This is a genomic window from Pseudoalteromonas shioyasakiensis (assembly GCA_013391845.1).
Classification (GTDB): Bacteria; Pseudomonadota; Gammaproteobacteria; order Enterobacterales; family Alteromonadaceae; genus Pseudoalteromonas; species Pseudoalteromonas apostichopi.
In genome coordinates, this window is sequence record CP058414.1 from 1,935,468 (window position 1) to 1,961,576 (window position 26,109).

At 42.4% G+C, this 26,109-nt stretch carries 15 protein-coding genes, 8 tRNA genes, 3 rRNA genes and 1 pseudogene; 22 read left to right on the plus strand and 5 right to left on the minus strand.

The window, feature by feature from the left end:
• Positions 1–44: 44 nt before the first annotated feature.
• The 3 genes from HYD28_08805 to HYD28_08815 form a co-directional block, all read right to left on the minus strand.
• On the minus strand, positions 45–485 hold the full coding sequence (locus tag HYD28_08805) for a hypothetical protein (GenBank protein ID QLE09052.1): 441 nt from the start codon (positions 483–485) through the stop codon (positions 45–47).
• 148 nt (positions 486–633) lie between these two features.
• Complete coding sequence (gene cysK / locus HYD28_08810; GenBank protein ID QLE09053.1) at positions 634–1,602, minus strand: cysteine synthase A; 969 nt, start codon at positions 1,600–1,602, stop codon at positions 634–636.
• Positions 1,603–2,056: 454 nt separating this feature from the next.
• Positions 2,057–4,378, minus strand: coding sequence for a carbohydrate binding family 9 domain-containing protein (locus tag HYD28_08815; protein ID QLE10520.1), 2,322 nt, complete (start codon positions 4,376–4,378; stop codon positions 2,057–2,059).
• 227 nt (positions 4,379–4,605) lie between these two features.
• Here HYD28_08815 and HYD28_08820 point away from each other — a divergent pair, with 227 nt between their 5' ends.
• The 13 genes from HYD28_08820 (at position 4,606) to HYD28_08880 (ending at position 10,671) form a co-directional block, all read left to right on the plus strand.
• Positions 4,606–5,757, plus strand: coding sequence for a dicarboxylate/amino acid:cation symporter (locus HYD28_08820; protein QLE09054.1), 1,152 nt, complete (start codon positions 4,606–4,608; stop codon positions 5,755–5,757).
• A gap of 108 nt (positions 5,758–5,865) precedes the next feature.
• Entirely contained in the window at positions 5,866–6,516 is a 651-nt protein-coding gene (uvrY, locus tag HYD28_08825; GenBank protein ID QLE09055.1) for a UvrY/SirA/GacA family response regulator transcription factor, read from the plus strand.
• Between the two features lie 8 nt (positions 6,517–6,524).
• Positions 6,525–8,348: an excinuclease ABC subunit UvrC gene (gene uvrC, locus HYD28_08830; protein QLE09056.1), complete on the plus strand. Its 1,824-nt coding sequence runs from the start codon at positions 6,525–6,527 to the stop codon at positions 8,346–8,348.
• A 41-nt stretch (positions 8,349–8,389) separates the two neighbouring features.
• Positions 8,390–8,935, plus strand: coding sequence for a CDP-diacylglycerol--glycerol-3-phosphate 3-phosphatidyltransferase (gene pgsA / locus HYD28_08835; GenBank protein ID QLE09057.1), 546 nt, complete (start codon positions 8,390–8,392; stop codon positions 8,933–8,935).
• Positions 8,936–9,074: 139 nt separating this feature from the next.
• A tRNA-Gly gene (locus HYD28_08840) sits at positions 9,075–9,150 on the plus strand.
• Between the two features lie 12 nt (positions 9,151–9,162).
• Positions 9,163–9,236: transfer RNA gene (locus HYD28_08845), tRNA-Cys, on the plus strand.
• A 34-nt stretch (positions 9,237–9,270) separates the two neighbouring features.
• A tRNA-Leu gene (locus HYD28_08850) sits at positions 9,271–9,357 on the plus strand.
• Between the two features lie 61 nt (positions 9,358–9,418).
• Positions 9,419–9,494 (plus strand) — tRNA-Gly (locus HYD28_08855).
• Between the two features lie 39 nt (positions 9,495–9,533).
• A tRNA-Leu gene (locus HYD28_08860) sits at positions 9,534–9,620 on the plus strand.
• Positions 9,621–9,745: 125 nt separating this feature from the next.
• Positions 9,746–9,821, plus strand: a tRNA-Gly gene (locus HYD28_08865).
• 18 nt (positions 9,822–9,839) lie between these two features.
• A tRNA-Cys gene (locus HYD28_08870) sits at positions 9,840–9,913 on the plus strand.
• Between the two features lie 35 nt (positions 9,914–9,948).
• Positions 9,949–10,035 (plus strand) — tRNA-Leu (locus HYD28_08875).
• A 183-nt stretch (positions 10,036–10,218) separates the two neighbouring features.
• Positions 10,219–10,671, plus strand: coding sequence for a hypothetical protein (locus tag HYD28_08880; protein ID QLE09058.1), 453 nt, complete (start codon positions 10,219–10,221; stop codon positions 10,669–10,671).
• Positions 10,672–10,681: 10 nt separating this feature from the next.
• Here HYD28_08880 and HYD28_08885 read toward each other — a convergent pair whose 3' ends face one another.
• Positions 10,682–12,100, minus strand: a complete 1,419-nt coding sequence (locus HYD28_08885; protein ID QLE09059.1) for an alanine:cation symporter family protein — start codon at positions 12,098–12,100, stop codon at positions 10,682–10,684.
• Between the two features lie 590 nt (positions 12,101–12,690).
• Between HYD28_08885 and HYD28_08890 the strand changes: the two genes are divergently transcribed.
• The 8 genes and pseudogenes from HYD28_08890 to ihfA all read left to right on the plus strand — a co-directional run bounded on the left by HYD28_08890 (position 12,691) and on the right by ihfA (position 23,479).
• A 16S ribosomal RNA gene (locus tag HYD28_08890) occupies positions 12,691–14,232 on the plus strand.
• A 270-nt stretch (positions 14,233–14,502) separates the two neighbouring features.
• Positions 14,503–17,412, plus strand: a 23S ribosomal RNA gene (locus HYD28_08895).
• Between the two features lie 104 nt (positions 17,413–17,516).
• Positions 17,517–17,631 (plus strand): 5S ribosomal RNA (gene rrf / locus HYD28_08900).
• Together the 16S, 23S and 5S rRNA genes form the textbook arrangement of a ribosomal RNA operon.
• 318 nt (positions 17,632–17,949) lie before the next feature.
• Positions 17,950–19,005 carry a DUF2066 domain-containing protein gene (locus HYD28_08905; GenBank protein ID QLE09060.1) on the plus strand — a complete coding sequence of 352 codons (1,056 nt, stop codon included), beginning with the start codon at positions 17,950–17,952 and terminating at the stop codon, positions 19,003–19,005.
• Positions 19,005–19,715 (plus strand): DnaA regulatory inactivator Hda, encoded by a 711-nt coding sequence (gene hda / locus HYD28_08910; protein ID QLE10521.1) that lies wholly within the window; start codon positions 19,005–19,007, stop codon positions 19,713–19,715. The genes HYD28_08905 and hda overlap by 1 nt, the downstream gene beginning before the upstream one ends.
• Before the next feature lie 77 nt (positions 19,716–19,792).
• Positions 19,793–20,773: a phenylalanine--tRNA ligase subunit alpha gene (pheS, locus tag HYD28_08915; GenBank protein QLE09061.1), complete on the plus strand. Its 981-nt coding sequence runs from the start codon at positions 19,793–19,795 to the stop codon at positions 20,771–20,773.
• Positions 20,774–20,788: 15 nt separating this feature from the next.
• Positions 20,789–23,177, plus strand: a pseudogene (gene pheT, locus HYD28_08920) (phenylalanine--tRNA ligase subunit beta).
• A 2-nt stretch (positions 23,178–23,179) separates the two neighbouring features.
• Entirely contained in the window at positions 23,180–23,479 is a 300-nt protein-coding gene (gene ihfA, locus HYD28_08925) for an integration host factor subunit alpha (protein ID QLE09062.1), read from the plus strand.
• Positions 23,480–23,541: 62 nt separating this feature from the next.
• Here the strand turns inward: ihfA and HYD28_08930 are convergent, their stop codons facing one another.
• Positions 23,542–24,348, minus strand: coding sequence for a DUF2989 domain-containing protein (locus HYD28_08930; protein ID QLE09063.1), 807 nt, complete (start codon positions 24,346–24,348; stop codon positions 23,542–23,544).
• Between the two features lie 174 nt (positions 24,349–24,522).
• On the opposite strand from HYD28_08930, the gene HYD28_08935 reads away from it, so the two are divergent.
• Positions 24,523–25,965: a glyceraldehyde-3-phosphate dehydrogenase gene (locus HYD28_08935; GenBank protein ID QLE09064.1), complete on the plus strand. Its 1,443-nt coding sequence runs from the start codon at positions 24,523–24,525 to the stop codon at positions 25,963–25,965.
• Positions 25,966–26,109 lie beyond the last annotated feature (144 nt).

Sequence of the window (26,109 nt, forward strand, 5' to 3'; positions counted from 1 at the left end):
TCTTATACTAAAAAAGGGCCATCAGGCCCTTTTTTAGTTTTAAATTAACGTGCAAATGGATCGGCATTAATTTTTTCTATGTACCATTTTCCTTTCTTACGTATCATTTTCACACTGCGCATATCATCAACTTTCTTACCATTAAAATAACCAGTAAAAATTAAATTGATATTGGCTTTATCGCCATATTGCTCGCGTAAACTCATATTGGTCATATCGACTTCAATTACGACTTCATCGTATTGCATATTGACAAGGTTACGAGCGAACTGCCCAGCAGTACCATAAGATTTCATAATACGCGCCATTTTTGGAGTGGAGTATTCCATGGCAAGATTCAAATCGTTTTGGTTATATAAGGCATCAAAATAGAGAGTAGCCACATTACCTGGCGTATTTTGTTCGCCTTTTGGAGCGTCTTCGGAGCCGCAACCGAAAAGGACGCTGCTACTTAACAGGATAAAAATTAAGAGTATATTTTTCATTTTTGTTGTTTTACGAGTGAACTTAATATTAAGTGTGTGACTAAATTAGCATGATGTAAAGTTAACTCGGTAAATTTATTGGTTTTATCTATTTTAGGTAATAAAAAAGGATGCATCTTTGCATCCTTTTTAGACAACTTAGTCGTTCTTACTGAACAAGCTCTTTATCGCTGAACTCTTCAGCGAATAATGGACTAGATAAGTAACGCTCAGTTGCGCTTGGTAAAATTACCACAATATTTTTATCTGCGTTTTCAGGCTTTTCAGCAAGGCGTTTTGCAGCAACAACTGCAGCACCAGAAGAAATACCTACTAAAATGCCTTCATTTTTCATCAGTTCATGCGCCATTGCAATTGCATCTTCATTTGATACTTGCTCAGCGGCATCAACAACTTCTAAATCAAGGTTACCAGGGATGAAACCTGCACCGATACCTTGAATTTTATGAGGACCCGGTTTTACTTCTTCACCAGCTAAGGTTTGGCTGATCACTGGTGAGTTAGTTGGTTCAACAGCAACTGACTGAACATTTAAACCTTTTTCAAGTTTAAGGTAGCGGCTAACACCCGTAATAGTACCACCCGTACCAACACCTGCTACGAAGATATCGATTTTACCATCCATTGCTTCATAGATTTCAGGGCCCGTGGTTTCAAAGTGAATTTTCGGGTTTGCAGGGTTTTCGAATTGTTGTAGAAGAATGTATTTTTCAGGGTCACTTGCTTGAATTTCTTTTGCTTTCTCAATTGCGCCATTCATACCTTTAGCGCCATCAGTTAGAACTAGGTTAGCACCTAACGCTTTTAACAATTTACGACGTTCTAGGCTCATAGTGTTAGGCATAGTCAGTGTTAACTTATAACCACGAGAAGCAGCAACAAACGCAAGTGCAATACCGGTATTTCCCGAAGTAGGCTCGATTAACTCTTTGTCTTTGGTTAATACACCTGACTTTTCTGCTTCCCAGATCATTGAAGCGCCTATACGGCATTTAACACTGAAACTTGGGTTACGTGATTCTACTTTAGCAAAAACATTACCTGAGGTTACGCGGTTAAGCTTTACGATTGGAGTATTACCAATCGTTAATGAATTATCTTCAAAAATGTTAGACATAGTGTTCCCTTGGAAGCAATTTATTCAATCGTGATCGAACAGCTTAGGCTAGCGATCTGTAATAGTCACACTTTACTGTGGTGAATAAAAAACGAAAGTAAAGTTTGGCTATAACATATAGCGAATAGGCTTATATACCCAAACCATCTCAAGGTGCGAGTTTCAGTTGGAATTAAAAGCGATTTAGGCAAGGCATTGATTGCAAGTAATAGTGGTTCTATTGCTAAAATCAATAACGCAGTATAAATCGCTTTTAAACCAACCCGTTGGGCGCTTCACAGGCACTTACTCTCATCGTTGTTACTTCTTAAAAGGGACTGTCTTGCAAAGTAACGCCTTGATATTAAGCACCTGTGAAACGCTGAATTCTGCATCTTGAGGTGGCTTGGGTATAGTTTAGGAATAAGCAAACAAAAAAAGGGGAGGGCGCACCAAAAGATGCGCTAATAAGGTATTAAAGCAACCAAGCGTAGCTAAATTTAGCAAACAACGTACGCTGCTCTTTAGTAATTGATGAAAGCTCATCATCTTGATAGCCATTATCAGAATAACCTGCAAAGAATACCGTTTGCGGGTTCAGCTTGTAAGAATACAGCAGCTGAGTGGCTAACTTTTTATATTGGCTATCTACATCATCAATGTAATTAGCCTGATTGCGCTCTAAATCGGTATAAATGACTGCAAGGCGTAAAAAGCTATTCACATTAAATTGGTAAGTTAAACGCACATCACTTAGGTTGGCGGTAAATACTTCACTGCCGTCGGCTTCAAGCTGCTCATAAGTATGGCGTAAACGCACTTCAAAATGCTTACCAAGGTTCATATTCAGCACAGGGCGTATATGGAACTTATCACCAACACGATTATTAGCTAAGTCAACGGCATTACCTGTATACATATATAAAGAGGCAAATACCCCTGCGGTTGGTTTAAAGTCACTGTAAAAACCAACGCCATTTTCGCTAAACAAGTCAGTGTTACCATCAATATCTAAACGTGATTTATCGTGGCGAAGGCCGGTGCGGTTACGGTGCTCAACAGAGAGCTCAAAAAAGCTCTGCAACGGGCCGCTGACTGAAAAACTAGTTTGTGCTTCTTTTTCGAGAAGTTCATTATTTTCGTTGTGGGTAATATCCCAATCGGCGTAAAGGTTAGCGCGATTCCACCAATTGCCTTTATCGCCATACCAGCGGTATTCACCGCCAGTCGTAAACTTTTTAAAATCAACTTGTGAGATAAAGCCTAAGTCAGCTCTTAAATCAGCATCGCGATAATTATAGTCAGCAAAGGCACGCCAGTACTTCTCGTCGTGTTGATACTTTACGTAGTAGCCAGTGCCTGATTGCTGTTCTTTACTTAAAACACGAAGTACGCCTTCGTTATAGTCGCAGTCACTATTTAATTCACAAATTACTTGCTCGGGCTGTAAGCAGTTATCACCATCACATAACTCGTCGATAAAATCTTGGCTGTATTGTGTTTGTGACTTTAATACTTGGACTAAGAAAACATCGTTCACTGTTGGCTTGTATTTACTATCAATACTGTAAACCGTGTTTTTATAATCATGACTTTGTCTGTGTGTTGCAGTTGAACCGAGCGATAACCCTGATTCAAAATCGTATCGATAACGCATAGCGCCATTTTCACTTTTCTCGTCAAGGGCAACAAGAGATGAGCCTAAATTGCCAGGGATCAACACATTGGTTTGTGTGTCATTGGCAATGAAGCCGGCAAATGTATGGCCATTTTTGCTGCCGGTGATCTTTGTTCCGTAATCTGGTTGGGCAATATTACGGGTATGAATAAGGTTGAGAGTTGAGGCAAAGTAGTCAGCGTTATCTAAAAAGAAGGCGCGCTTTTCAGGGAAGAACAAACTGAAATTATTGTTCACACTCAATTGTGCGACATCCGCTTCAACCTGAGAAAAGTCAGGGTTGATGGTCGCATTTAGGGTAATATCAGGAGTGATCCCCCATTTTACATCTAGGCTGGCTTCAGTATTGTTCTCTGACTCCCAATCATCAACTCGAGCGCCATCAATATCGCGGGTCTCATTTTTGCCAAGCACCACAGATGGGATAATCGCCACGTTATTGCCTTGTTTGGCTTGTTCAAAACCTTGGTAACTTGGCATTTGGCAAATCCAACAATTGTTACCGTGGTCAATCTGCATATTAGAGATACGCAACCGTTCACTGCGCGGTAAAAAGCGTAAAAACTCCATTGCCATGGTTTTGCTTGCGACGCTGTCGTCAAAATTTAGTACGCGTAAGGGAATAGCAACTTCAACTGTGTAGCCTTTATCATGGATAACACCGACGCTATCCCAAATACCGTCCCATGATGAGCTCTCATGTTTAGTTAGTTCGTTTTCTATTGAATCTTGCTGTACGCCAAGTGGGTTAATAAAAAATTGATACGCTAATTGAGAGTTATTGTATGAATCAATTTTTAGCCCGACTAAGTCATCATCCCAAGCTGCGTCACGGTCACGGTAAAAAGCACGAATTAGTTCTGGGTTAGGGTCGTTCGCTTCAAAACCTATAAATAACGTTTCGCCATCTTCATAGACATAAGCGTAGGTAGTAACAGGGCTCTTACTGTTCTCATAAGGCCAAGTGACGTTATCTATTGTAATTTTTTTTGCACGTTGCCAACTTGCTTCATCAAGCTTACCGTCAATTGTTGGCTGTTCTGCAATAAAAGGAAGGGTGATAGGTTGGCTGATGGCCAAGCTAGTAAAAGGCACACTCAACAGAGCGGCACTTAACATTGATTTATACATAAGCACTATATGGGTATTCAAAACTGCGAGCATGTTATTAATTTGCAACTTTGTTAACAAATGCAACGCGACAGGCCGCATATATTTACGTTCAAATTAGATTCTGCCAAGCTCTGGTGGTAAATTGCGCAGTTAAACGTTAATTTGGCTGTTTTATAACAAAAGTAAACTAAAACGTGGTAAAAGATTACCACCTAAAAATTGAAGTGATCGTTATGAATTTAATTTTAAAATTAATTGCTGGTATTGTTGCCGGTATTTTAGTGGGCTTGTATGTGCCACTAACAGGTGTTGAACTCCTTTACACAGTAAAAGAAATAATAGGTCAGTTGATCACCTTTACCATTCCGTTAATTATTTTATTTTTTATCGCATCAGGTATTGCTGGCTTACCAAAAGGGTCAGGCCACTTGTTAGGAAAAACGGTTGGCTTTGCATATGGTTCAACCGTTATTGCAGGTACCTTAGCGTTTTTACTTGTCAGCGCTATGATCCCATTGTTTGATGGGGGCTTAACGTTTGAAGCTGAAGTCGCCACAGAAGTGGGTAGCTTTATTGATTTAGAAATTCCACCTCTAATGAGTGTAATGACAGCTCTTGCTGCAGCATTCATTTTTGGTATTGGAATGAGCCAGTTACAGCTTGATACTTTAAAGAAAGTGTCTGATCAGGGCCGTGATGTTATTGATGGCTTACTAGCAAAAGTAATTATTCCAGCTTTACCTTTTTACATTGCTGGTGTATTTGCTGAAATGACAGTCGCTGGTACTGTGGTTGATACACTACAAACTTTTGGTATTGTTCTGCTGGCTGCATTAATTATGCATTGGTTATGGCTAACGGTTTTATATGTATCTACAGGACTGCTACTAAAGCGAAACCCATTAGAGCTTGTAAAAAACATGCTACCCGCGTATTTTACTGCTTTAGGTACAATGTCGAGTGCAGCAACTATTCCGGTTTCACTTCGCTCAAGTAAAGCAAATAACGTAAAAGAAGATGTTGCTAACTTTACGGTACCTTTATGTGCAACAATTCATTTGTCAGGTTCAACAATTACTATTGTGACGTGTGCGATGGCTGTGATGTTCTTATCACCTAATATGGATGTACCATCATTGTTTGGTATGTTGCCATTTATTATGATGCTAGGCGTTGTAATGATTGCAGCTCCTGGTGCACCAGGTGGTGCTGTTATGTCGGCATTGGGTCTTTTAACAAGTATGCTTGGCTTTAATGAAGGCGCTGTTGCATTAATGATTGCACTTTATTTAGCACAAGATAGTTTTGGTACTGCCTGTAATGTAACAGGTGATGGTATCATTGCTTTATGGGTTGATCGTTTCAGCGAGAAAGCATCAGCTTAAAATTAATGAGTGGAACGATATTTTGATTTATCGTTTCACTTTTTCTGTGCTAATGTGGCACATTAAATTGTGCGAAAGCAGCTATTTGGGTTATTTGAGGGTGTTCCATTGATTAATGTACTTTTAGTTGATGACCATGAACTTGTACGGACAGGGATCAGACGTATACTTGATGATGTTCGTGGTTTTAAAGTGGTGGGTGAAGCTAAAACCGGTGAAGAAGCGGTGCAATTTTGCCGTCAACATTCGCCTGATATCGTGTTGATGGACATGAATATGCCAGGTATTGGTGGTTTAGAAGCGACAAAGAAAATCTGTCGCTACTGCCCAGATGTAAAAATTATTGTGCTAACTGTACATTGTGAAGATCCATTCCCAAGTAAAGTAATGCAAATTGGTGCTCACGGTTATCTAACCAAAGGTGCCGGTTCTGATGAAATGGTTAACGCCATTCGTGCTGTAAATGCAGGGCAACGCTATATTGCACCTGAAATAGCACAGCAAATTGCCCTTGCACAGGTCAGCGGCCGTACAGATGAAAACCCATTCCAGAGTTTGTCTGAGCGAGAATTACAAATTATGCTGATGATCACCAAAGGTGAGAAAGCGCAAGATATCGCAGAGCGTTTGAATCTTAGTTCAAAAACAGTGAATAGCTATCGCTATCGCATGTTTGAAAAGCTAAATGTAGGTGGTGATGTTGAGCTTACACATTTAGCAATTCGCCACAAAATGATCGACATTGATAGCTCGCATTAATTTGCTCAATGTCTGATTTCGAACCAGCCCGTTTTCTCAAAACACTATCAAGTGAACCCGGTGTGTACCGAATGCTTGATAGTGAAGGGCAAGTCATTTATGTAGGTAAGGCCAAAAACTTAAAAAAGCGCGTAAGTAGTTATTTTCGAAGTAATGTTACTGATAGTAAAACGCGTGTACTAGTAAGCAATATTTGCAGTATTGAAGTCACCCTGACCAACACTGAAACCGAAGCCTTATTACTTGAAAACAACCTAATTAAAAAATATCAGCCTCGTTACAATATTTTGTTGCGAGATGATAAGTCATATCCGTATATTCTGTTAACTGCTCACAAACACCCACGCCTAGCTTTTCATCGTGGTAGCCGTAAAATAAAAGGCGAGTATTTTGGTCCATTCCCAAGTGCGGGGGCAGTATCTGAAAGTTTGCGTTTAATGCAAAAAATCTTCCCTGTACGTCAATGTGAAGATGCTTATTATAGAGCCAGAAGCCGTCCATGTTTACAATATCAGTTAAAACGCTGTTCAGCGCCTTGTGTAAATAAAATCTCCGATGGTGAGTATCAGCAAGAAGTGGATTTTGTTCGTAAGTTTTTATTAGGCAAGTCCCATGAAGTTATTGCCGATTTAATTGCAAAGATGGAACAAGCTAGCAAAGAACTTAAATTTGAGCTTGCTGCAAAAGTACGAGACCAAATTTTGTTGCTCAGGAAAATGCAGGAGCAACAATCTATTTCAGGTAACCATGCTGAAATGGACGTAGTGGGCTTTGCTCACTTAAATGGATTAAATGCGGTTCACTTATTAATGATCCGCGACCACAAAGTGCTAGGCAGTAAAACCTATTTTCCAAAAGTGCCAAAAGACTCTGGTGAAGAAGAAATCCTAACCTCTTTTTTAGGTCAGTATTATTTAGCACCCGGTGCAACAGGGCGCATTGCCAAAGAAATTATCTTACCCTTTAGTATTGAAGAGAGTGAGCCTTTAAGTGAAGCGCTTACGGCAATCTCTGAGCGTAAAGTCAGTTTAAAAGTTGCTAATCGTGGAGAGCGGGCGCAGTATTTAAAGCTCGCTAATAAAAATGCACTTAACAGCATCAGCGTAAAACAAAGTACGCAGGACTCAATCAATAAACGCTATGCACAACTAAAAGAAACATTACGTCTTGATGATATTAATCGCATGGAATGTTTTGATATCAGCCATACAATGGGTGAAAACACCATTGCAAGTTGTGTGGTGTTTGATTCACAAGGTCCAAATAATAAAGAATATCGCCGCTTTAATGTTACGGGTATAACTGGTGGCGATGATTACGCAGCGATGGAGTTTGCACTTAACAAGCGCTACAACAAAGTAGTTGATGAAGAAAAAATTCCAGATGTCATATTTATCGATGGTGGTAAAGGACAATTATCTCGTGCTGAGCAATATTTTGAAAACTGGCCACATAATAAGATTCCTTTGCTGGTGGGCGTTGCGAAAGGCACAAGTCGAAAACCAGGTTTAGAGACTTTATTAATTGATGGTGGGCGCAAGACAATTCCACTTGACTCAGATGCGCCAGCGCTGCATTTGATTCAGCATATTCGTGATGAGTCGCACCGTTTTGCCATTGCAGGACATCGCAATAAACGTCAAAAACAACGTACTCAATCATTATTAGAAGAAATTAACGGTGTTGGACAAAAGCGCCGACAAGCATTATTAAAATATTTAGGGGGCATGCAAGGGGTAAAAGCTGCTAATATAGACCAATTAAAACAAGTTCCTGGGATCAGCCCTGAAATGGCTGAAAAGATATTTAATCATTTGCATGACAAGGCGTAGCCTTCGTGCGAATATAGAAAAAAAGACATCTCCAAGTAGTTATGTGGAATATTCCAAACACACTCACAACCTTTAGACTTTTTCTTATCCCCATTTTTTTGGTGATATTTTATTTGCCTTTTTCATGGGCGTTTTTCGCAGCTGCGTTTGTTTTCTGGCTTGCGTCAATCACAGATATCCTTGACGGTTATTTAGCGCGTCGTTTAAATCAATCAACGCCTTTTGGTGCTTTCTTAGATCCAGTTGCTGATAAAGTAATGGTGTGTGCGGCATTAGTTGCCTTATCAAGTCATTACCAAACTTTATATATGACGATACCGGCATTAGTTATTATTAGCCGTGAAATTGTAATCTCTGCATTACGAGAATGGATGGCAGAGCAGGGTAAGCGTGATAACGTGGCTGTATCAAACATGGGTAAGTTTAAGACTGCGGCACAAATGCTAGCCATTATTGGTTTGATTTGGCAGTTTGATACATGGATGATCTACTTAAGCTATGGTCTTTTATACATTGCAACATTCTTGACGCTAAGCTCTATGTTGCAGTATTTAGTTGCCGCATGGTCTGAGTTGACCAAAAATTGATCCTAAACGTATAATTACACACCATTTTAGATAAAAAATAAGCAAACAGTTCAAAACTAGCATTTTTTATATTGACGCGTTTAATAATCTCTGTAGAATGCGTCCGTGTTGAGAGGGCATAGCCCCCAAGATAAAGAAAGCGGCACTAGCTCAGTTGGTAGAGCGCAACCTTGCCAAGGTTGAGGTCACGAGTTCGAGCCTCGTGTGCCGCTCCAATTATCTAATGTGGCGGAATGGCAGAGTGGCCATGCAGCGGATTGCAAATCCGTCCACCTCGGTTCGACTCCGGGTTCCGCCTCCATCAACACTCCACGCAGCTCTATGAGCAACCCGATGCCCGGGTGGTGGAATTGGTAGACACAAGGGATTTAAAATCCCTCGTTCGTAAGGACGTGCCGGTTCAAGTCCGGCCCCGGGCACCATTTGTGGTTAACTACAACACCAAATGTAGTTTTAAAAATATTTTTTTAGAGTTAATATGATGCGGCACTAGCTCAGTTGGTAGAGCGCAACCTTGCCAAGGTTGAGGTCACGAGTTCGAGCCTCGTGTGCCGCTCCATATTAACTTTATCCACTTGCTTTAAATAGCAAACCCGATGCCCGGGTGGTGGAATTGGTAGACACAAGGGATTTAAAATCCCTCGTTCGTAAGGACGTGCCGGTTCAAGTCCGGCCCCGGGCACCATTTAAACTTAAATAGTTTATTGGATAAAGACTCAAGTTTTCGGCACTAGTTCAGTTGCCAGAACGTTATCATCGCAACCTTCAAGGTTGTGAACCAACGGACAAATCACTGAGAGAAATAAATTTGCGGCACTAGCTCAGTTGGTAGAGCGCAACCTTGCCAAGGTTGAGGTCACGAGTTCGAGCCTCGTGTGCCGCTCCAATTATTTGGAAGCGATAAGGCGGAATGGCAGAGTGGCCATGCAGCGGATTGCAAATCCGTCTACCTCGGTTCGACTCCGGGTTCCGCCTCCATATAATACTCCACATGCTCATACGAGCGACCCGATGCCCGGGTGGTGGAATTGGTAGACACAAGGGATTTAAAATCCCTCGTTCGTAAGGACGTGCCGGTTCAAGTCCGGCCCCGGGCACCATTTATATACAATACCTCCTATCTATTTCATTAACACTTCAGTTTATAAATTAATCTAATTGTTTTTTATTTCACTAAATAGCTTTATAGTTTCCTTATTCTTTTTCAAATTAGTTAAAAAGTTTGCAGTATAAAACTTTGAACTGGTACAACGGAATTAAATAAATGGGATCAAGGAAAGATAATGGAGCAATTTAAAGGTGGTTTAAATCAGTTCTGGGTTGGTGCAGTGTTTGGGCTATGTTTAGCAATCTCATTAGTACTTATTCCTGTTGCTATTATTATGTCGAACATTAACGATGTACTTAAAATTCATGAAGTCAGCGTGCTTGTTGGTCAAGTATCCACAGTCTTTGAAAAATCTGAACGGGCTATCAGTAATGCTAAAACAGCGTTAATTGACTTTGATAATGACGTGGTGATGGATACGCTCACTGCCGTGCAAGCTTATCATCAACAATCGCAGCCATTATTAACTGCCAAGCAAAGACAAACATTAAAAGCGCAAATCAAAGAGCAGCTTGTCATGCAACTCGAGTCAAAGCTTAACGAACAGCAAATTACATTCATATTGTCTGTTTTTGAAAAGTTAGTAGATACAAAAAAGGGAGCACAAACGCTCCCCATTAAACATTAATTAAACTTGATTATTTGCGCCACGCGCCTTTAGGAATGGTTTGATCGAGTTTTTTGTTTTGCGAAGGATCAAAAGTAGGTAATTTACCTTCTTTACGTTGTGTATTGTAATCCTTCGCTAACCAAATAACGACACCCGATAACATAAATAAAGCGATTACGTTAACGATAGCCATTAAACCCATTGAAACATCTGCAAGGGTCCACACTAGTGGCAATTCGCCTAGAGCACCAAACATCACCATACCAAGTACTAGTAATCGGAAGATCAACATACCCGATGCATGGTTATGCTCTAAAAACAATAAATTGGTTTCGGCATAAGAATAATTAGCAACAATAGATGTAAATGCAAAAAACAAAATGGCAATTGCAACAAACGTTGCTCCCCAACTACCAACATGTTCTTCAAGTGCAGCTTGTGTTAACGCAATACCTGTTACTCCTGAATCAGGTATTAGCTGTTGTGATAATAAAATAAGGGCTGCAGTTGCTGTACAGATAATTATTGTATCTACAAATACACCTAACATTTGCACATAACCTTGTGAGGCAGGATGCGGTGGGTTCGGTGTTGCCGTTGCAGCAGCGTTCGCAGCGCTACCCATACCGGCTTCATTAGAGAACAAACCACGTTTAATACCCTGGATCATGGCCTGCATTACACCATAACCAATAGCACCAGCGCCTGCTTGCTCTATACCAAAGGCACTATTAATAACATGCATAAATACATTTGGTAATAAATCGTAGTTCATGGCACATACATAAAGTGCAACTAACAAATACGCCAATGCCATAAAGGGCACAACCATTTCTGCAAAACGTGAAATGGTTTTTAAGCCGCCGAAAATGATAATGCCAGAACCTAATACTAAGGCGATACCAACAACATAGTTTGGAATACCAAAAGCGACATTAAATGCAGCTGCTATAGAGTTTGATTGAACAGCATTAAATACCAAACCAAAAGCAAGAATAAGACAAAGCGAGAAAATGACTCCCATCCAACGTTTACCCAAACCATATTCCATATAATAAGCAGGACCTCCACGAAAGTTGCCCTCTTCATCGACCGTTTTATATGCTTGGGCAAGGGTACTCTCTGCAAAACTTGTTGCCATACCTATTAATGCAATAAGCCACATCCAAAAAATTGCGCCTGCGCCACCTAAATAAAGTGCAACGGCAACACCTGCCATATTACCCGTACCCACTCGAGCTGCTAATGAAGTACAAAATGCTTGGAATGAAGAAATGCCGTCGCCAGAACCTTGTCGGCTCTGAAACATAACTTTGATCATATGCGGGAATTGCGTGAATTGAATAAAACCAAGTCGAAGTGTAAAAAATAGCCCCGCAGCTATTAAGAGGTAAACCAGAATGTGGCCCCAAAGGAGGCCACTTATACTATTTATAATGTCTGTCATTTTTCTTGCCTTGTGAGCGAGTGGAAAATCTGCGGCGCAAGTTACCATAACAAGTGAGGAGAGTTTAGTTATTCTGCTAAAAAACGTCAGTTATCCACAGTTGTTTGTGAGTAACTTGGTTGCATTTGGTGGGTATCTAGCTAATTTGAAAATAAGCAAAAAAACCTGCAAAAAGTGCTTGCGTAAAAAATCCATCTCCCTATAATGCGACCCCACTGACACGGCGGGCAGCAACGAAAGACGCTGAACAACGTGGCAGAGAGTTAAGTAAAACTTCGGTTTAAAACGGTCTAAAAAGAAAGTTTAAAATTAAGTGTTGACTCGAAAAATTAAGGATGTATTATACGCATCCCTAGCGACAACGTCGCAACGTTCTTTAACAATATAAAGCAATCATCTGTGTGGGCACTCGTACAGATTGAGTTCTAACAGCCGATTCTAGTTCGCTAGATGACGCAAACAAATTTAGAGTCTCAATTGAACTGAGTGACCAACGGAAACAAGTTTACTTGTTTCAGCACAGTCAATTCGATTCGAAAGAATCAAAATTCAGAATTCATTGAGCATGTCCTTCGGGACAGAAAAAACTTTTAATTGAAGAGTTTGATCATGGCTCAGATTGAACGCTGGCGGCAGGCCTAACACATGCAAGTCGAGCGGAAACGAAGAGGTGCTTGCACCTCTGGCGTCGAGCGGCGGACGGGTGAGTAATGCTTGGGAATATGCCTTATGGTGGGGGACAACAGTTGGAAACGACTGCTAATACCGCATGATGTCTACGGACCAAAGTGGGGGACCTTCGGGCCTCACGCCATAAGATTAGCCCAAGTGGGATTAGCTAGTTGGTGAGGTAATGGCTCACCAAGGCGACGATCCCTAGCTGGTTTGAGAGGATGATCAGCCACACTGGGACTGAGACACGGCCCAGACTCCTACGGGAGGCAGCAGTGGGGAATATTGCACAATGGGCGCAAGCCTGATGCAGCCATGCCGCGTGTGTGAAGAAGGCCTTCGGGTTGTAAAGCACTTTCAGTAAGGAGGAAAGGTTAAGTGTTAATAGCACTTAGCTGTGACGTTACTTACAGAAGAAGCACCGGCTAACTCCGTGCCAGCAGCCGCGGTAATACGGAGGGTGCGAGCGTTAATCGGAATTACTGGGCGTAAAGCGTACGCAGGCGGTTTGTTAAGCGAGATGTGAAAGCCCCGGGCTCAACCTGGGAACTGCATTTCGAACTGGCAAACTAGAGTGTGATAGAGGGTGGTAGAATTTCAGGTGTAGCGGTGAAATGCGTAGAGATCTGAAGGAATACCGATGGCGAAGGCAGCCACCTGGGTCAACACTGACGCTCATGTACGAAAGCGTGGGGAGCAAACAGGATTAGATACCCTGGTAGTCCACGCCGTAAACGATGTCTACTAGAAGCTCGGGTCTTCGGACTTGTTTTTCAAAGCTAACGCATTAAGTAGACCGCCTGGGGAGTACGGCCGCAAGGTTAAAACTCAAATGAATTGACGGGGGCCCGCACAAGCGGTGGAGCATGTGGTTTAATTCGATGCAACGCGAAGAACCTTACCTACACTTGACATACAGAGAACTTACCAGAGATGGTTTGGTGCCTTCGGGAACTCTGATACAGGTGCTGCATGGCTGTCGTCAGCTCGTGTTGTGAGATGTTGGGTTAAGTCCCGCAACGAGCGCAACCCCTATCCTTAGTTGCCAGCGATTCGGTCGGGAACTCTAAGGAGACTGCCGGTGATAAACCGGAGGAAGGTGGGGACGACGTCAAGTCATCATGGCCCTTACGTGTAGGGCTACACACGTGCTACAATGGCGCATACAGAGTGCTGCGAACCTGCGAGGGTAAGCGAATCACTTAAAGTGCGTCGTAGTCCGGATTGGAGTCTGCAACTCGACTCCATGAAGTCGGAATCGCTAGTAATCGCATATCAGAATGATGCGGTGAATACGTTCCCGGGCCTTGTACACACCGCCCGTCACACCATGGGAGTGGGTTGCTCCAGAAGTGGATAGTCTAACCTTCGGGAGGACGTTCACCACGGAGTGATTCATGACTGGGGTGAAGTCGTAACAAGGTAGCCCTAGGGGAACCTGGGGCTGGATCACCTCCTTATACGATTTAGAACTTATTTGTTCGTAGTGTCCACACAGATGATTGTTAGTTAGCTAAACCGCTTGGTTTAACTAATTAATATGCTCTTTAAAAATTTGGAAAGCTGATATTAAAATTCTTATAGATACTTGTATCTATAAAGAGTTTTCAAAAGTAAAAATATGCCATTAATCGAAAGATTAATTGGTATCTACTTTAGTATTCTCATCATTATTTGATGAATTAACTTCTGGCGAAGTTAACAGCTGTCACTAACAAAGACCCGTTTGGGTTGTATGGTTAAGTGACTAAGCGTACACGGTGGATGCCTTGGCAGTTGGAGGCGATGAAGGACGTATTAACTTGCGATAAGCCTAGTCAAGCTAGTAAAAAGCGCTTGAGACTAGGATTTCCGAATGGGGAAACCCACCTGCTTGCAGGTATCGTTAACTGAATACATAGGTTAACGAGGCGAACGCGGAGAACTGAAACATCTAAGTACCCGTAGGAACAGAAATCAACCGAGATTCCGGAAGTAGCGGCGAGCGAAACCGGACCAGCCCTTAAGCTTATTATGTGTTAGTGAAACATTCTGGAAAGTTTGACGATACAGGGTGATAGTCCCGTACACGAAAATGCATCTTAAGTGAAATCGAGTAGGTCGGAGCACGTGAAACTTTGACTGAATATAGGTGGACCATCATCTAAGGCTAAATACTCCCAACTGACCGATAGTGAACCAGTACCGTGAGGGAAAGGCGAAAAGAACCCCTGTGAGGGGAGTGAAATAGAACCTGAAACCGTGTACGTACAAGCAGTAGGAGCCCTTCGAGGGTGACTGCGTACCTTTTGTATAATGGGTCAGCGACTTATATTTTGTAGCGAGGTTAACCGATTAGGGTAGCCGTAGTGAAAGCGAGCGTTAACTGCGCGTTTAGTTGCAAGGTATAGACCCGAAACCCGGTGATCTAGCCATGGGCAGGTTGAAGGTTGAGTAACATCAACTGGAGGACCGAACCCACTAACGTTGAAAAGTTAGGGGATGACCTGTGGCTAGGAGTGAAAGGCTAATCAAACCGGGAGATAGCTGGTTCTCCCCGAAATCTATTTAGGTAGAGCCTCGGACGAATACTTACGGGGGTAGAGCACTGTTAAGGCTAGGGGGTCATCCCGACTTACCAACCCTTTGCAAACTCCGAATACCGTAAAGTACTATCCGGGAGACACACGGCGGGTGCTAACGTCCGTCGTGAAGAGGGAAACAACCCAGACCGCCAGCTAAGGTCCCAAAGTCATAGTTAAGTGGGAAACGATGTGGAAAGGCCCAGACAGCCAGGAGGTTGGCTTAGAAGCAGCCATCCTTTAAAGAAAGCGTAATAGCTCACTGGTCGAGTCGGTCTGCGCGGAAGATGTAACGGGGCTAAACTATGCACCGAAGCTGCGGATTCAAACTTTGTTTGAGTGGTAGGGGAGCGTTCTGTAAGCCGTTGAAGGTGTACCGGGAGGTATGCTGGAGGTATCAGAAGTGCGAATGCTGACATGAGTAACGATAATGCGGGTGAAAAACCCGCACGCCGGAAGACCAAGGGTTCCTATCCCATGTTAATCAGGGTAGGGTAAGTCGACCCCTAAGGCGAGGCCGAAAGGCGTAGTCGATGGGAAACGGGTTAATATTCCCGTACTTGGTATAATTGCGATGGGGGGACGGAGCAGGCTAAACAAGCATGGCGTTGGTTGTCCATGTGAAAGTGAGTAGGTTGAGAGTTTAGGAAAATCCGGACTCTTAAGACTGAGACACGAGACGAGCACCCAAGGGTGTGAAGTTGTTGATGCCATACTTCCAGGAAAAGCCTCTAAGCTTCAGATTATACCGAATCGTACCCCAAACCGACACAGGTGGTCAGGTAGAGAATACTAAGGCGCTTGAGAGAACTCGGGTGAAGGAACTAGGCAAAATCGTACCGTAACTTCGGGAGAAGGTACGCTCCTATCTGTGATGAGACTTGCTCTCTAAGCGGACGGGAGCCGCAGTGACCAGGTGGCTGGGACTGTTTATTAAAAACACAGCACTGTGCAAAATCGCAAGATGACGTATACGGTGTGACACCTGCCCGGTGCCGGAAGGTTAATTGATGGGGTTAGTTTTCGGACGAAGCTCTTGATCGAAGCCCCGGTAAACGGCGGCCGTAACTATAACGGTCCTAAGGTAGCGAAATTCCTTGTCGGGTAAGTTCCGACCTGCACGAATGGTGTAACCATGGCCACGCTGTCTCCACCCGAGACTCAGTGAAATTGAAATCGCAGTGAAGATGCTGTGTACCCGCGGCTAGACGGAAAGACCCCGTGAACCTTTACTACAGCTTGGCACTGAACATTGAACCTACATGTGTAGGATAGGTGGGAGGCTTTGAAGCAGAGACGCTAGTCTTTGTGGAGCCGTCCTTGAAATACCACCCTTGTAGTTTTGATGTTCTAACGTTGGCCCCTAATCGGGGTTACGGACAGTGCCTGGTGGGTAGTTTGACTGGGGCGGTCTCCTCCCAAAGAGTAACGGAGGAGCACGAAGGTTGGCTAAGTACGGTCGGACATCGTACGGTTAGTGTAATGGTAGAAGCCAGCTTAACTGCGAGACAGACACGTCGAGCAGGTACGAAAGTAGGTCATAGTGATCCGGTGGTTCTGAATGGAAGGGCCATCGCTCAACGGATAAAAGGTACTCCGGGGATAACAGGCTGATACCGCCCAAGAGTTCATATCGACGGCGGTGTTTGGCACCTCGATGTCGGCTCATCACATCCTGGGGCTGAAGTCGGTCCCAAGGGTATGGCTGTTCGCCATTTAAAGTGGTACGCGAGCTGGGTTTAGAACGTCGTGAGACAGTTCGGTCCCTATCTGCCGTGGGCGTTTGAGAATTGAGAGGGGTTGCTCCTAGTACGAGAGGACCGGAGTGAACGAACCGCTGGTGTTCGGGTTGTCATGCCAATGGCACTGCCCGGTAGCTACGTTCGGAACTGATAAGCGCTGAAAGCATCTAAGCGCGAAGCAGGCCTCGAGATGAGTTCTCACTAGACTTTTAAAGTCTCTGAAGGGCCGTTGAAGACTACAACGTTGATAGGCAGGATGTGGAAGTGGTGCGAGCCATTAAGCTAACCTGTACTAATTACCCGTGAGGCTTAACCATACAACGCCAAACGCGTTTTGTGACAGCGTAACAGACAGAAGTTAAGAAACTAAAGTAGACATTTACTTGATATCAGAATTCCGAATTTTAGTTGATTGCCAAGGCGATTAACGACCCAAATTTGCTTGGTGACAATAGCGTTTTGGACCCACCTGACCCCATGCCGAACTCAGTAGTGAAACGAAACAGCGCCGATGATAGTGTGGCATTTGCCATGTGAAAGTAGGACATTGCCAGGCTCCAAATTAAAGAAAGCCCGATTCGAAAGAGTCGGGCTTTTTTGCGTTTGGGAGCTGTCAGCTTTCAGCCGTCAGATAATAGATGTCAGCTGAGCGGTGGGGGTGTTTAGTGAAGAGTCTCCCTCAGCAACAAAACTTTGTAGGAGGCACTTCAGTGCTGAATTAAGCCCATAATAAAACATGCATGGCTACGATTAGACTTAAAGCTTTATTCTTGCAACTCCCAATTCGCTCATCTACCGTTCATTAAATTAACTTTGCTTTGTTTATGGCTTTGATTTAGGATCAAATCAGTTTAAAAGCAAGAACTAATGGCCTGTGTCTAGATTACTTATTTGTTTATTATTATTTTTTTCGAGTGCTTCAAGCTTTGCAGTTGAAGTGACTAATTTATATCAAGATACCCTCAAAGTTGCGGACAAATCACGTGATGCTCGTTTGGCAGCAAGTCGTGAAGCGCTGCTAAATGTATTGGTGAAAGTGAGTGGTGATACAAGCGCTGATCAAAACTCTGTAGCTAAACAGCGTATCCGCGACATTTCAGATTATATGCTCAAATTTGAATATGACGAAAAAGCAGATGGTAGTTTAAATCTGGTTGTTAAGTTTGAAGCTAACAAAATTAATGCATTGCTTAAAGATCTAGGCTTGCCATTGTGGGGCACGCGTCGTCCATTAGTGGCTATTTGGTTAGCGATTGAAGATAATTGGCGTCGTGAACTAGTTACACAAGAGTCGTATCCGCAGCTTGAGCAACTTATTTATGACAAAGCGGATCGTCGTGGTTTACCTGTAGTTGTACCATTACTAGATTTGCAAGACCGCGCTATCGTTGGCATTCCTGAAGTATGGGGTAACTTTTCTGAGCCCGTCGAGCAAGCTTCCAGCCGTTACAGCGCAGAGCGCAGTATTACCGCAAGAATGTATCAACAGGCTGATTCAGAAACGTGGATCCTTGATTGGCGTTTTACTAATGCAGAATTATTTGATACTAATCGTTTGATGGGTGATAAGCAGCAAATTGTTGCTGATATGATTGACAGTTTAGCGGGCGGTTTAGCACAAGAGTATGCAATCGATCCTACAATGATTGGCCAAATAGCTACAGCTACCTTTTATCTTAAAGGCATTAATAACTTCGTAGATATTGAATTCGCTAAACGCCGCTTAGAAAGCTTAAGTGTTGTTACACGAGCAGTGATATCTGTACGTACTCCAGATGCAGTGCAATTTACAGTAAATCATACTGGCAGCATGAATGATTTCAGAAAAGCGTTAGAGCTTGATACTGCCTTTAAAGCCCATCAGGATCCTCGTGACTTTTATCAGGTAGTCAACAAAGACGAACTTGAATATCAATGGAAGGGGCTTTAATCACAGTGCAAGAACCAATGCAAATGGCATTGCCAGTTACTTTGCCTGATGATGAAACATTTACCTCTTATTTTGGTGGCGAAAATTCTCTTGAAGTTAGTCACCTTAAAGATGCGTTTACAAAGCTTAGTAATAAATTTCAATATACCTACTTATGTGGATTAGGTGATTCTGGCAAGTCACACCTTTTGTATGCTACCTGTATTCACGCACAAGAGCGTGGCTTATCAACTATGCTGCTTTCGATGCGTGAAGTGATTGATTATGGTCCTGTTGTACTTGAAGGCCTCGAAAATCTTGATGTGCTATGTATTGATGATGTGCACCTGGTGGCCGGAAATGATGTATGGGAAAAGGGATTATTTAACTTTTTCAATCGGTTCAATGAGCCTGGTAAATACCTTGTTGTAACAGCTGATTTATTACCCGATATGTTGCATATTAATTTACCTGATTTAGTATCTCGTTTGAAATGGGGCACGACATTGCAAATTCGCTCAATGAGTGATGATGACAAAGCCGAAGCCTTAGTTCGACGTGCTCACATGCGTGGTCTTGAACTTACCGAAGAATGTGCACGCTTTTTATTAACGCGATTAAGCCGTGATATGCGCGCATTATTAGATGTTTTAGATAAACTTGACCATGCCTCAATGGCTGCACAAAGAAAATTAACAATTCCTTTTATAAAATCAACGTTAAAGCTTTAGTAGGGCTAGAATCTAGTCCTTGCTTTCAGTTATCATTAGCTATTACAAAAATCCTTCTGTGAAAGACCAGGTACTCAATGAACTTAGAAAATATTTTAGCGCAAGCACTAGAGGCTGTTGCCAGTGCGAATGAAATCGCGCAATTAGAAGATATCAGGGTTAATTACCTTGGTAAAAAAGGTGAAATCACCAACTTACTTAAAACGCTTGGCAAGATTGCCCCTGAAGAGCGTAAAGAAGCGGGTCAAGTGATTAACCAAGCAAAACAAGAAGTACAAACAGCGATAAACGAAAAGCGTGAGTTACTAGCAAGTAAGGCTCTTGAAGAGAAGCTAGCGGCAGAAACGATCGACGTAACTTTACCGGGTCGTGTTATGCCTACAGGTGGCTTACACCCAGTAACTCGTACAATTGAACGTATAGAAAGCTTTTTTGGTGAGTTAGGTTTTGCGGTTAAATCAGGTCCTGAAGTTGAAGATGATTTTCATAACTTCGATGCGCTAAATATTCCTGAGCACCATCCAGCGCGTGCTGATCATGATACTTTCTATTTCAACCCAAAACTTGTGTTACGTACGCAGACAAGTGGTGTACAAATTCGTACCATGGAAACTGAACAGCCACCACTGCGTATCATCTCTCCAGGCCGTGTTTACCGTAATGATTATGACCAAACACACACGCCAATGTTCCATCAAGTCGAAGGCTTAATGGTTGACACAGATGTAAGCTTCACTGAGTTAAAAGGTATTCTGCACGACTTCTTACGCAACTTTTTTGAAGAAGACATGGAAATTCGTTTCCGTCCTTCTTACTTCCCATTTACTGAGCCATCAGCTGAAGTTGATGTTATGGGTAAAAACGGCAAGTGGTTAGAGGTATTAGGCTGTGGCATGGTTCACCCTAACGTTCTTAAATCAGTGGGTATTGATCCAGAAAAATACACTGGCTTCGCATTCGGTATGGGTGTTGAGCGTTTAACCATGTTGCGCTACGGCGTAAACGACCTACGTGCATTTTTCGAAAACGATTTAAAATTCCTAAACCAGTTCCGTTAAGAGTGAAGATATAAAATGAAATTTAGTGAAAAGTGGTTAAGAGAGTGGGTTAACCCAGCAATCGACACGCAGGCTCTTTCGGAACAGTTATCAATGGCTGGTCTTGAAGTCGATGGTGTTGAGCCAGCGGCTGCGGAGTTTACAGGCGTTGTTGTAGGTGAAGTTGTTGAATGTGGTCAACACCCTGATGCTGATAAATTACGTGTGACGAAAGTAAACGTAGGTGGTGATGAGCTACTTGATATCGTTTGTGGCGCACCTAATTGTCGTCAAGGTTTAAAAGTAGCGGTTGCTACTGTAGGCGCTGTATTGCCAGGCGATTTTAAAATCAAAAAAGCCAAACTTCGTGGTCAACCTTCACATGGTATGCTTTGCGCATTCGTTGAGTTAGGTATCAGCGAAGAAGGCGATGGCATCATGGAATTACCAAGTGATGCACCAATCGGCACTGATTTACGTGAATACTTGAGCCTAGACGACAACATTATTGATGTTGACTTAACACCAAACCGTGGTGATTGTTTAGGTATCAAAGGTCTGGCGCGTGAAGTGGGCGTACTTAACAGTGTTGATGTAAATACACTTGAAATCACACCAGTTGCTGCAACGATTGACGACAAAGTATCGATTGAGCTTGTAAATGATGAAGCGTGTCCTCGTTATTTAGGTCGTGTAATCAAAGGTATCAACCTTGATGCAGAAACACCACTTTGGATGGTAGAAAAACTTCGTCGCAGTGGCATTCGCTCAATTGACCCGGTAGTTGATGTTACAAACTACGTGTTACTAGAGCTTGGTCACCCAATGCATGCATTTGATTTAAATGCGATTGAAGGTGGCATTAAAGTACGTAGCGCAAACGCGGGTGAAGAGTTAGTTTTGCTAGATGGCAACACTGCAAAACTTAACGAGTCTACACTTGTGATTGCTGATCACAACAAAGCACTTGCCATTGCAGGTATTTTTGGTGGTGAAAAGTCAGGTGTGACTGAAGCAACATCAGACATCTTATTAGAAAGCGCATTCTTTAACCCTGTCGCTATTGCAGGTCAAGCACGTAGTTACGGCTTACACACTGATGCATCACATCGCTACGAGCGTGGTGTTGATTTTGCACTACAAAAAGATGCTATGGAACGTGCGACTGCATTACTACTTGAGATTGTCGGCGGTGAAGCTGGCCCTGTAGTTGAAGCCGTAGCCACTGATAAATTACCAAAAGTGACAGAAGTGCGTTTACGCCGTGAGCGTTTAGACCGTGTAATTGGCCACCACATTGATGATGCAAAAGTGACTGACATCCTAACGCGTTTAGGTTTAGATGTGAAAATTGTTGATGGTGTATGGAGCGCTGACGTACCGAGTTATCGCTTTGATATTCGTATTGAAGAAGATTTAATTGAAGAAGTTGCGCGTGTTTACGGCTATAACAGCATTCCTAACGTTGCACCAACTGCTAAATTAAAAATGACTAACCATGACGAGTCTCATGTTGCAGTAACTAAATTCCGCAATACACTTGTAACACGTGGTTACCAAGAAGCAATTACTTACAGCTTCGTTGATCCAAAAGCACAAGCAATTTTACATCCGCAAAGTGATGCGCTTGTATTACCACACCCAATTTCGGTTGAAATGTCAGCAATGCGTGTTAGCTTAATGCCGGGTCTATTAGCGTCACTAGTTTACAACCAAAACCGTCAGCAACCACGCGTACGTTTATTTGAGCATGGCCTTAAATTCTTACGTGAGGAAAATGCTGAAAACGGTGTAAACCAAGTTGCTGTCATTGGTGGTGTAATCTCTGGTCTTGCACACGGTGAACATTGGGTTCAAGAAAAGCGTAGCGTTGATTTCTATGACTTAAAAGGTGATGTTGAAGCACTTTTAGCAATTAGTAACGATTCATCACGTTTTGAGATAAAAGCAGAGCAGTCTGATGGCTTACACCCAGGCCAATCAGCCGTTATTTATGTTGATGGTAAAAAAGTAGGTTTTTTTGGTGCAGTGCACCCACAAGTGCAAAAGTCACTAGATATCAATAACACAGCATTTGTGTTTGAAATCGAAATGTCTGCACTAGAAAAAAGAAAATTACCAGAAGCAGTGGCAGTGTCGAAATTCCCGTCAAACCGCCGTGATATCGCGATTTTAGTGGAAGATCACGTAAAATCTGGCGATATTTTAAATGTCATAGAAAAAGTTGGCGGAAATCAATTGGTTGACCTAAACTTATTCGATGTGTATAAGGGCAAAGGTATTGAGCCAAATTATAAGAGTTTGGCGATTGCTCTAACACTGCAAGCGGTTGATAGAAACGCTCGAAGAGAAAGATATCAATCAAGTAGTTGATAATGTGGTGGCCGCACTGGCCGAACAATTTAACGCATCGTTGAGGGACTAGATATGGCGCTTACTAAAGCCGACATAGCTGAACACCTATTTGAAAAACTCGGGATCAATAAAAAAGATGCCAAAGATTTAGTTGAAGCGTTTTTTGAAGAAATCCGCTCAGCGCTAGAAAAAGGCGAGCAGGTTAAGCTCTCTGGATTTGGTAACTTTGATCTTCGAGATAAAAAAGAACGTCCAGGCCGCAATCCGAAAACAGGTGAAGATATTCCTATTTCGGCGCGCCGAGTTGTGACTTTTAGACCAGGTCAGAAGCTAAAAACTCGTGTAGAAGTTGGCACAAGCAAAGCAAAATAAGAAAAGGCAGCGTTAGCTGCCTTTTTTATTTGTTTAAGTATTTACTTGCGAGCTATCAAAAGCTAAAAACCGCGTGGTGATACGAAGTTTCCTCCTTGGATACTGTCGTAGGTTTTTTGTGCTAAATCATCTAAGCTGTCTAAGCTTTTACCTGCGGCAGCGAGTTGATGCTCAATAGGTAAAATATCGACATCTTCATACCCTGATAATTGTGCTACACGTGCAAAGGTGTAGGCATGCTTATACTTTTCATGTTTGTAGAATAAGCTCACGAGAGTAGGGTAGATCTCAGGGTTGGGTGTTGCACCTGCTTTATTTAGCTCTAGCGTTTTGTAAAGCAAATCAATGGTTTTTTCATCATCAAACTTCACGTAGTAGCTCGCTAAGAAAAACTGCATTTCGGCATCTTCAGTGACGCGTTTATCTTGTTTTTCTTCAAGGGCGAGTAACTTAGTTAATGCAGATTGGTCATTATTACGTGACCAATGGTAATACAACAAACCTGGGTGGTCAGTATTTTTGGTATCTTGAAAAATTCGCGTCATTTCTTTAATGCTCGTTAAATGGCCTTCAACGCGAGACGTGGTTTTTTCTTTTAGTTTTATATGCTCAATCTTGGCGGCAAGAGACACACATTGATCGTATTTCTCAAAATCCTTTAATAATTGGTATTTGTTCTCGTCTGTTGGTGACTTATATTCAACGTAACGTTGAATGATAACTTCGGCACGTTGCTCTTTACAGTGACTGTCTTTATTCAAATCACTACAGAAGCCAGGTGTTTCGTCGCACACTTTTGCCAGTGTAAGTGGATCTTCACAGCCTGCTAATGCCAATAAACCAAGCAACACACTTGCTCTTAATAACATTCCTTAACCTCAACTTAATTTGTACTACTTTATTCTAGCGCAATGATTTGTTCTGTAACAGTGGAGAATCGTTTGAGTTTAAATTAGAATACCCCTGCCTGAGATGTGTTGCTCTCAAATCACAGCACATTTTTTAAGGCTATCCGTTCAAAATTGTTTAATTAGGTAAAAAAAATGACCTCATCTCACGAGTTAGAATACACAAGCAGCTGGCAAGAACGTCAAGATTACGCAGAAAGTATGCAACCTATTATTGGTAGACTTTACCGTAATCGTGGTATCGAAATCGCTGTATATGGCCGTCCTCTCGTTAATGCCAGTACAATCGATATCATCAAAGCGCATAAAACAGTTGCTCAGTTTGAAGGTACAAAACTACGTCTACGTGAAAGCTTCCCTTTCTTAGAAGCAATTAGCAAAATGGACTTAAACTCTGCACGTATCGATATTGGTAAACTAGCGTATGGTTATTTGTTTACAGATGCTGCAAAAGGTCGTTCAGTTGAAGAGTACTTAACTGACGAATTAGCAGAAATCGCAAACTCTGAGCGCAAAGAGCCACGTGATGTTGTGTTATACGGTTTTGGGCGTATCGGTCGTTTATTAGCACGTCTATTAATCGAAAAATCTGGCCCTTATGCAGACCTGCGTTTACGTGCAATCGTTGTACGTGGTGGTAAAGACGGCGACCTAGAGAAGCGTGCAAGCTTACTTCGTCGTGACTCTATCCATGGCCCATTTAATGGCTCTATTACAATTGATAAAGAGCGCAACGCAATTAAAGCTAACGGTAGCTACATTCAAGTTATCTACGCTAACTCACCAAACGAAGTTGATTACACTGCTTACGGTATCGAAAATGCACTAGTTGTTGACAACACGGGTATCTGGAAAGACGAAGCAGGCCTTGGTCAGCACTTAGAAGCAAAAGGCGCGGCAAAAGTATTATTAACTGCACCAGCTAAAGGTAACATCAAAAACATCGTATACGGTGTAAACAACCAAGATATCAAACCTGAAGATAAAATTGTATGTGCGGCTAGCTGTACGACCAATGCTATTACGCCAACGTTAAAAGCGCTTAACGATAAGTTTGGTATCAAAAACGGTCACGTTGAAACTGTTCACTCATACACCAATGACCAAAACTTAATTGATAACTACCACAAAGCTGAACGTCGTGGCCGTGCTGCTGCACTTAACATGGTTATCACTTCAACAGGTGCTGCTAAAGCAGTTTCTAAAGCTTTACCAGAGCTTGAAGGTAAACTAACGGGTAACGCTATCCGTGTTCCTACACCAAACGTATCAATGGCTATCTTGAACTTAAACCTTGAAAAAGGTACAAACGTTGAAGAACTAAATGCTTTCTTACGTGAAACTGCACTTTACTCAGATCTTCGTGACCAAATCGATTACACAGCGTCTACTGAAATCGTATCTACTGACTTAGTGGGTAGTCGTTACGCAGGTGTTGTTGATTCACAAGCGACAATCGTAGATGACAACCGTGTTGTGCTTTACGTTTGGTACGATAATGAGTTTGGTTATAGCTGTCAGGTAGTACGCTGTATGCGTGATATGGCTGAAGTAACTTTCCCAAGTTTACCTCGCTAATACCTAAACTATACAGATTCAAGAAGCCAGCATTATGCTGGCTTTTTTAGTCGTGAAAGTTTTTGCAAATTTTCTGCATGTGATAGGCTGTTTAGGGTCTACACCATATTACTAACAAAACGTTCTAACTACAGAGCGTTGGCT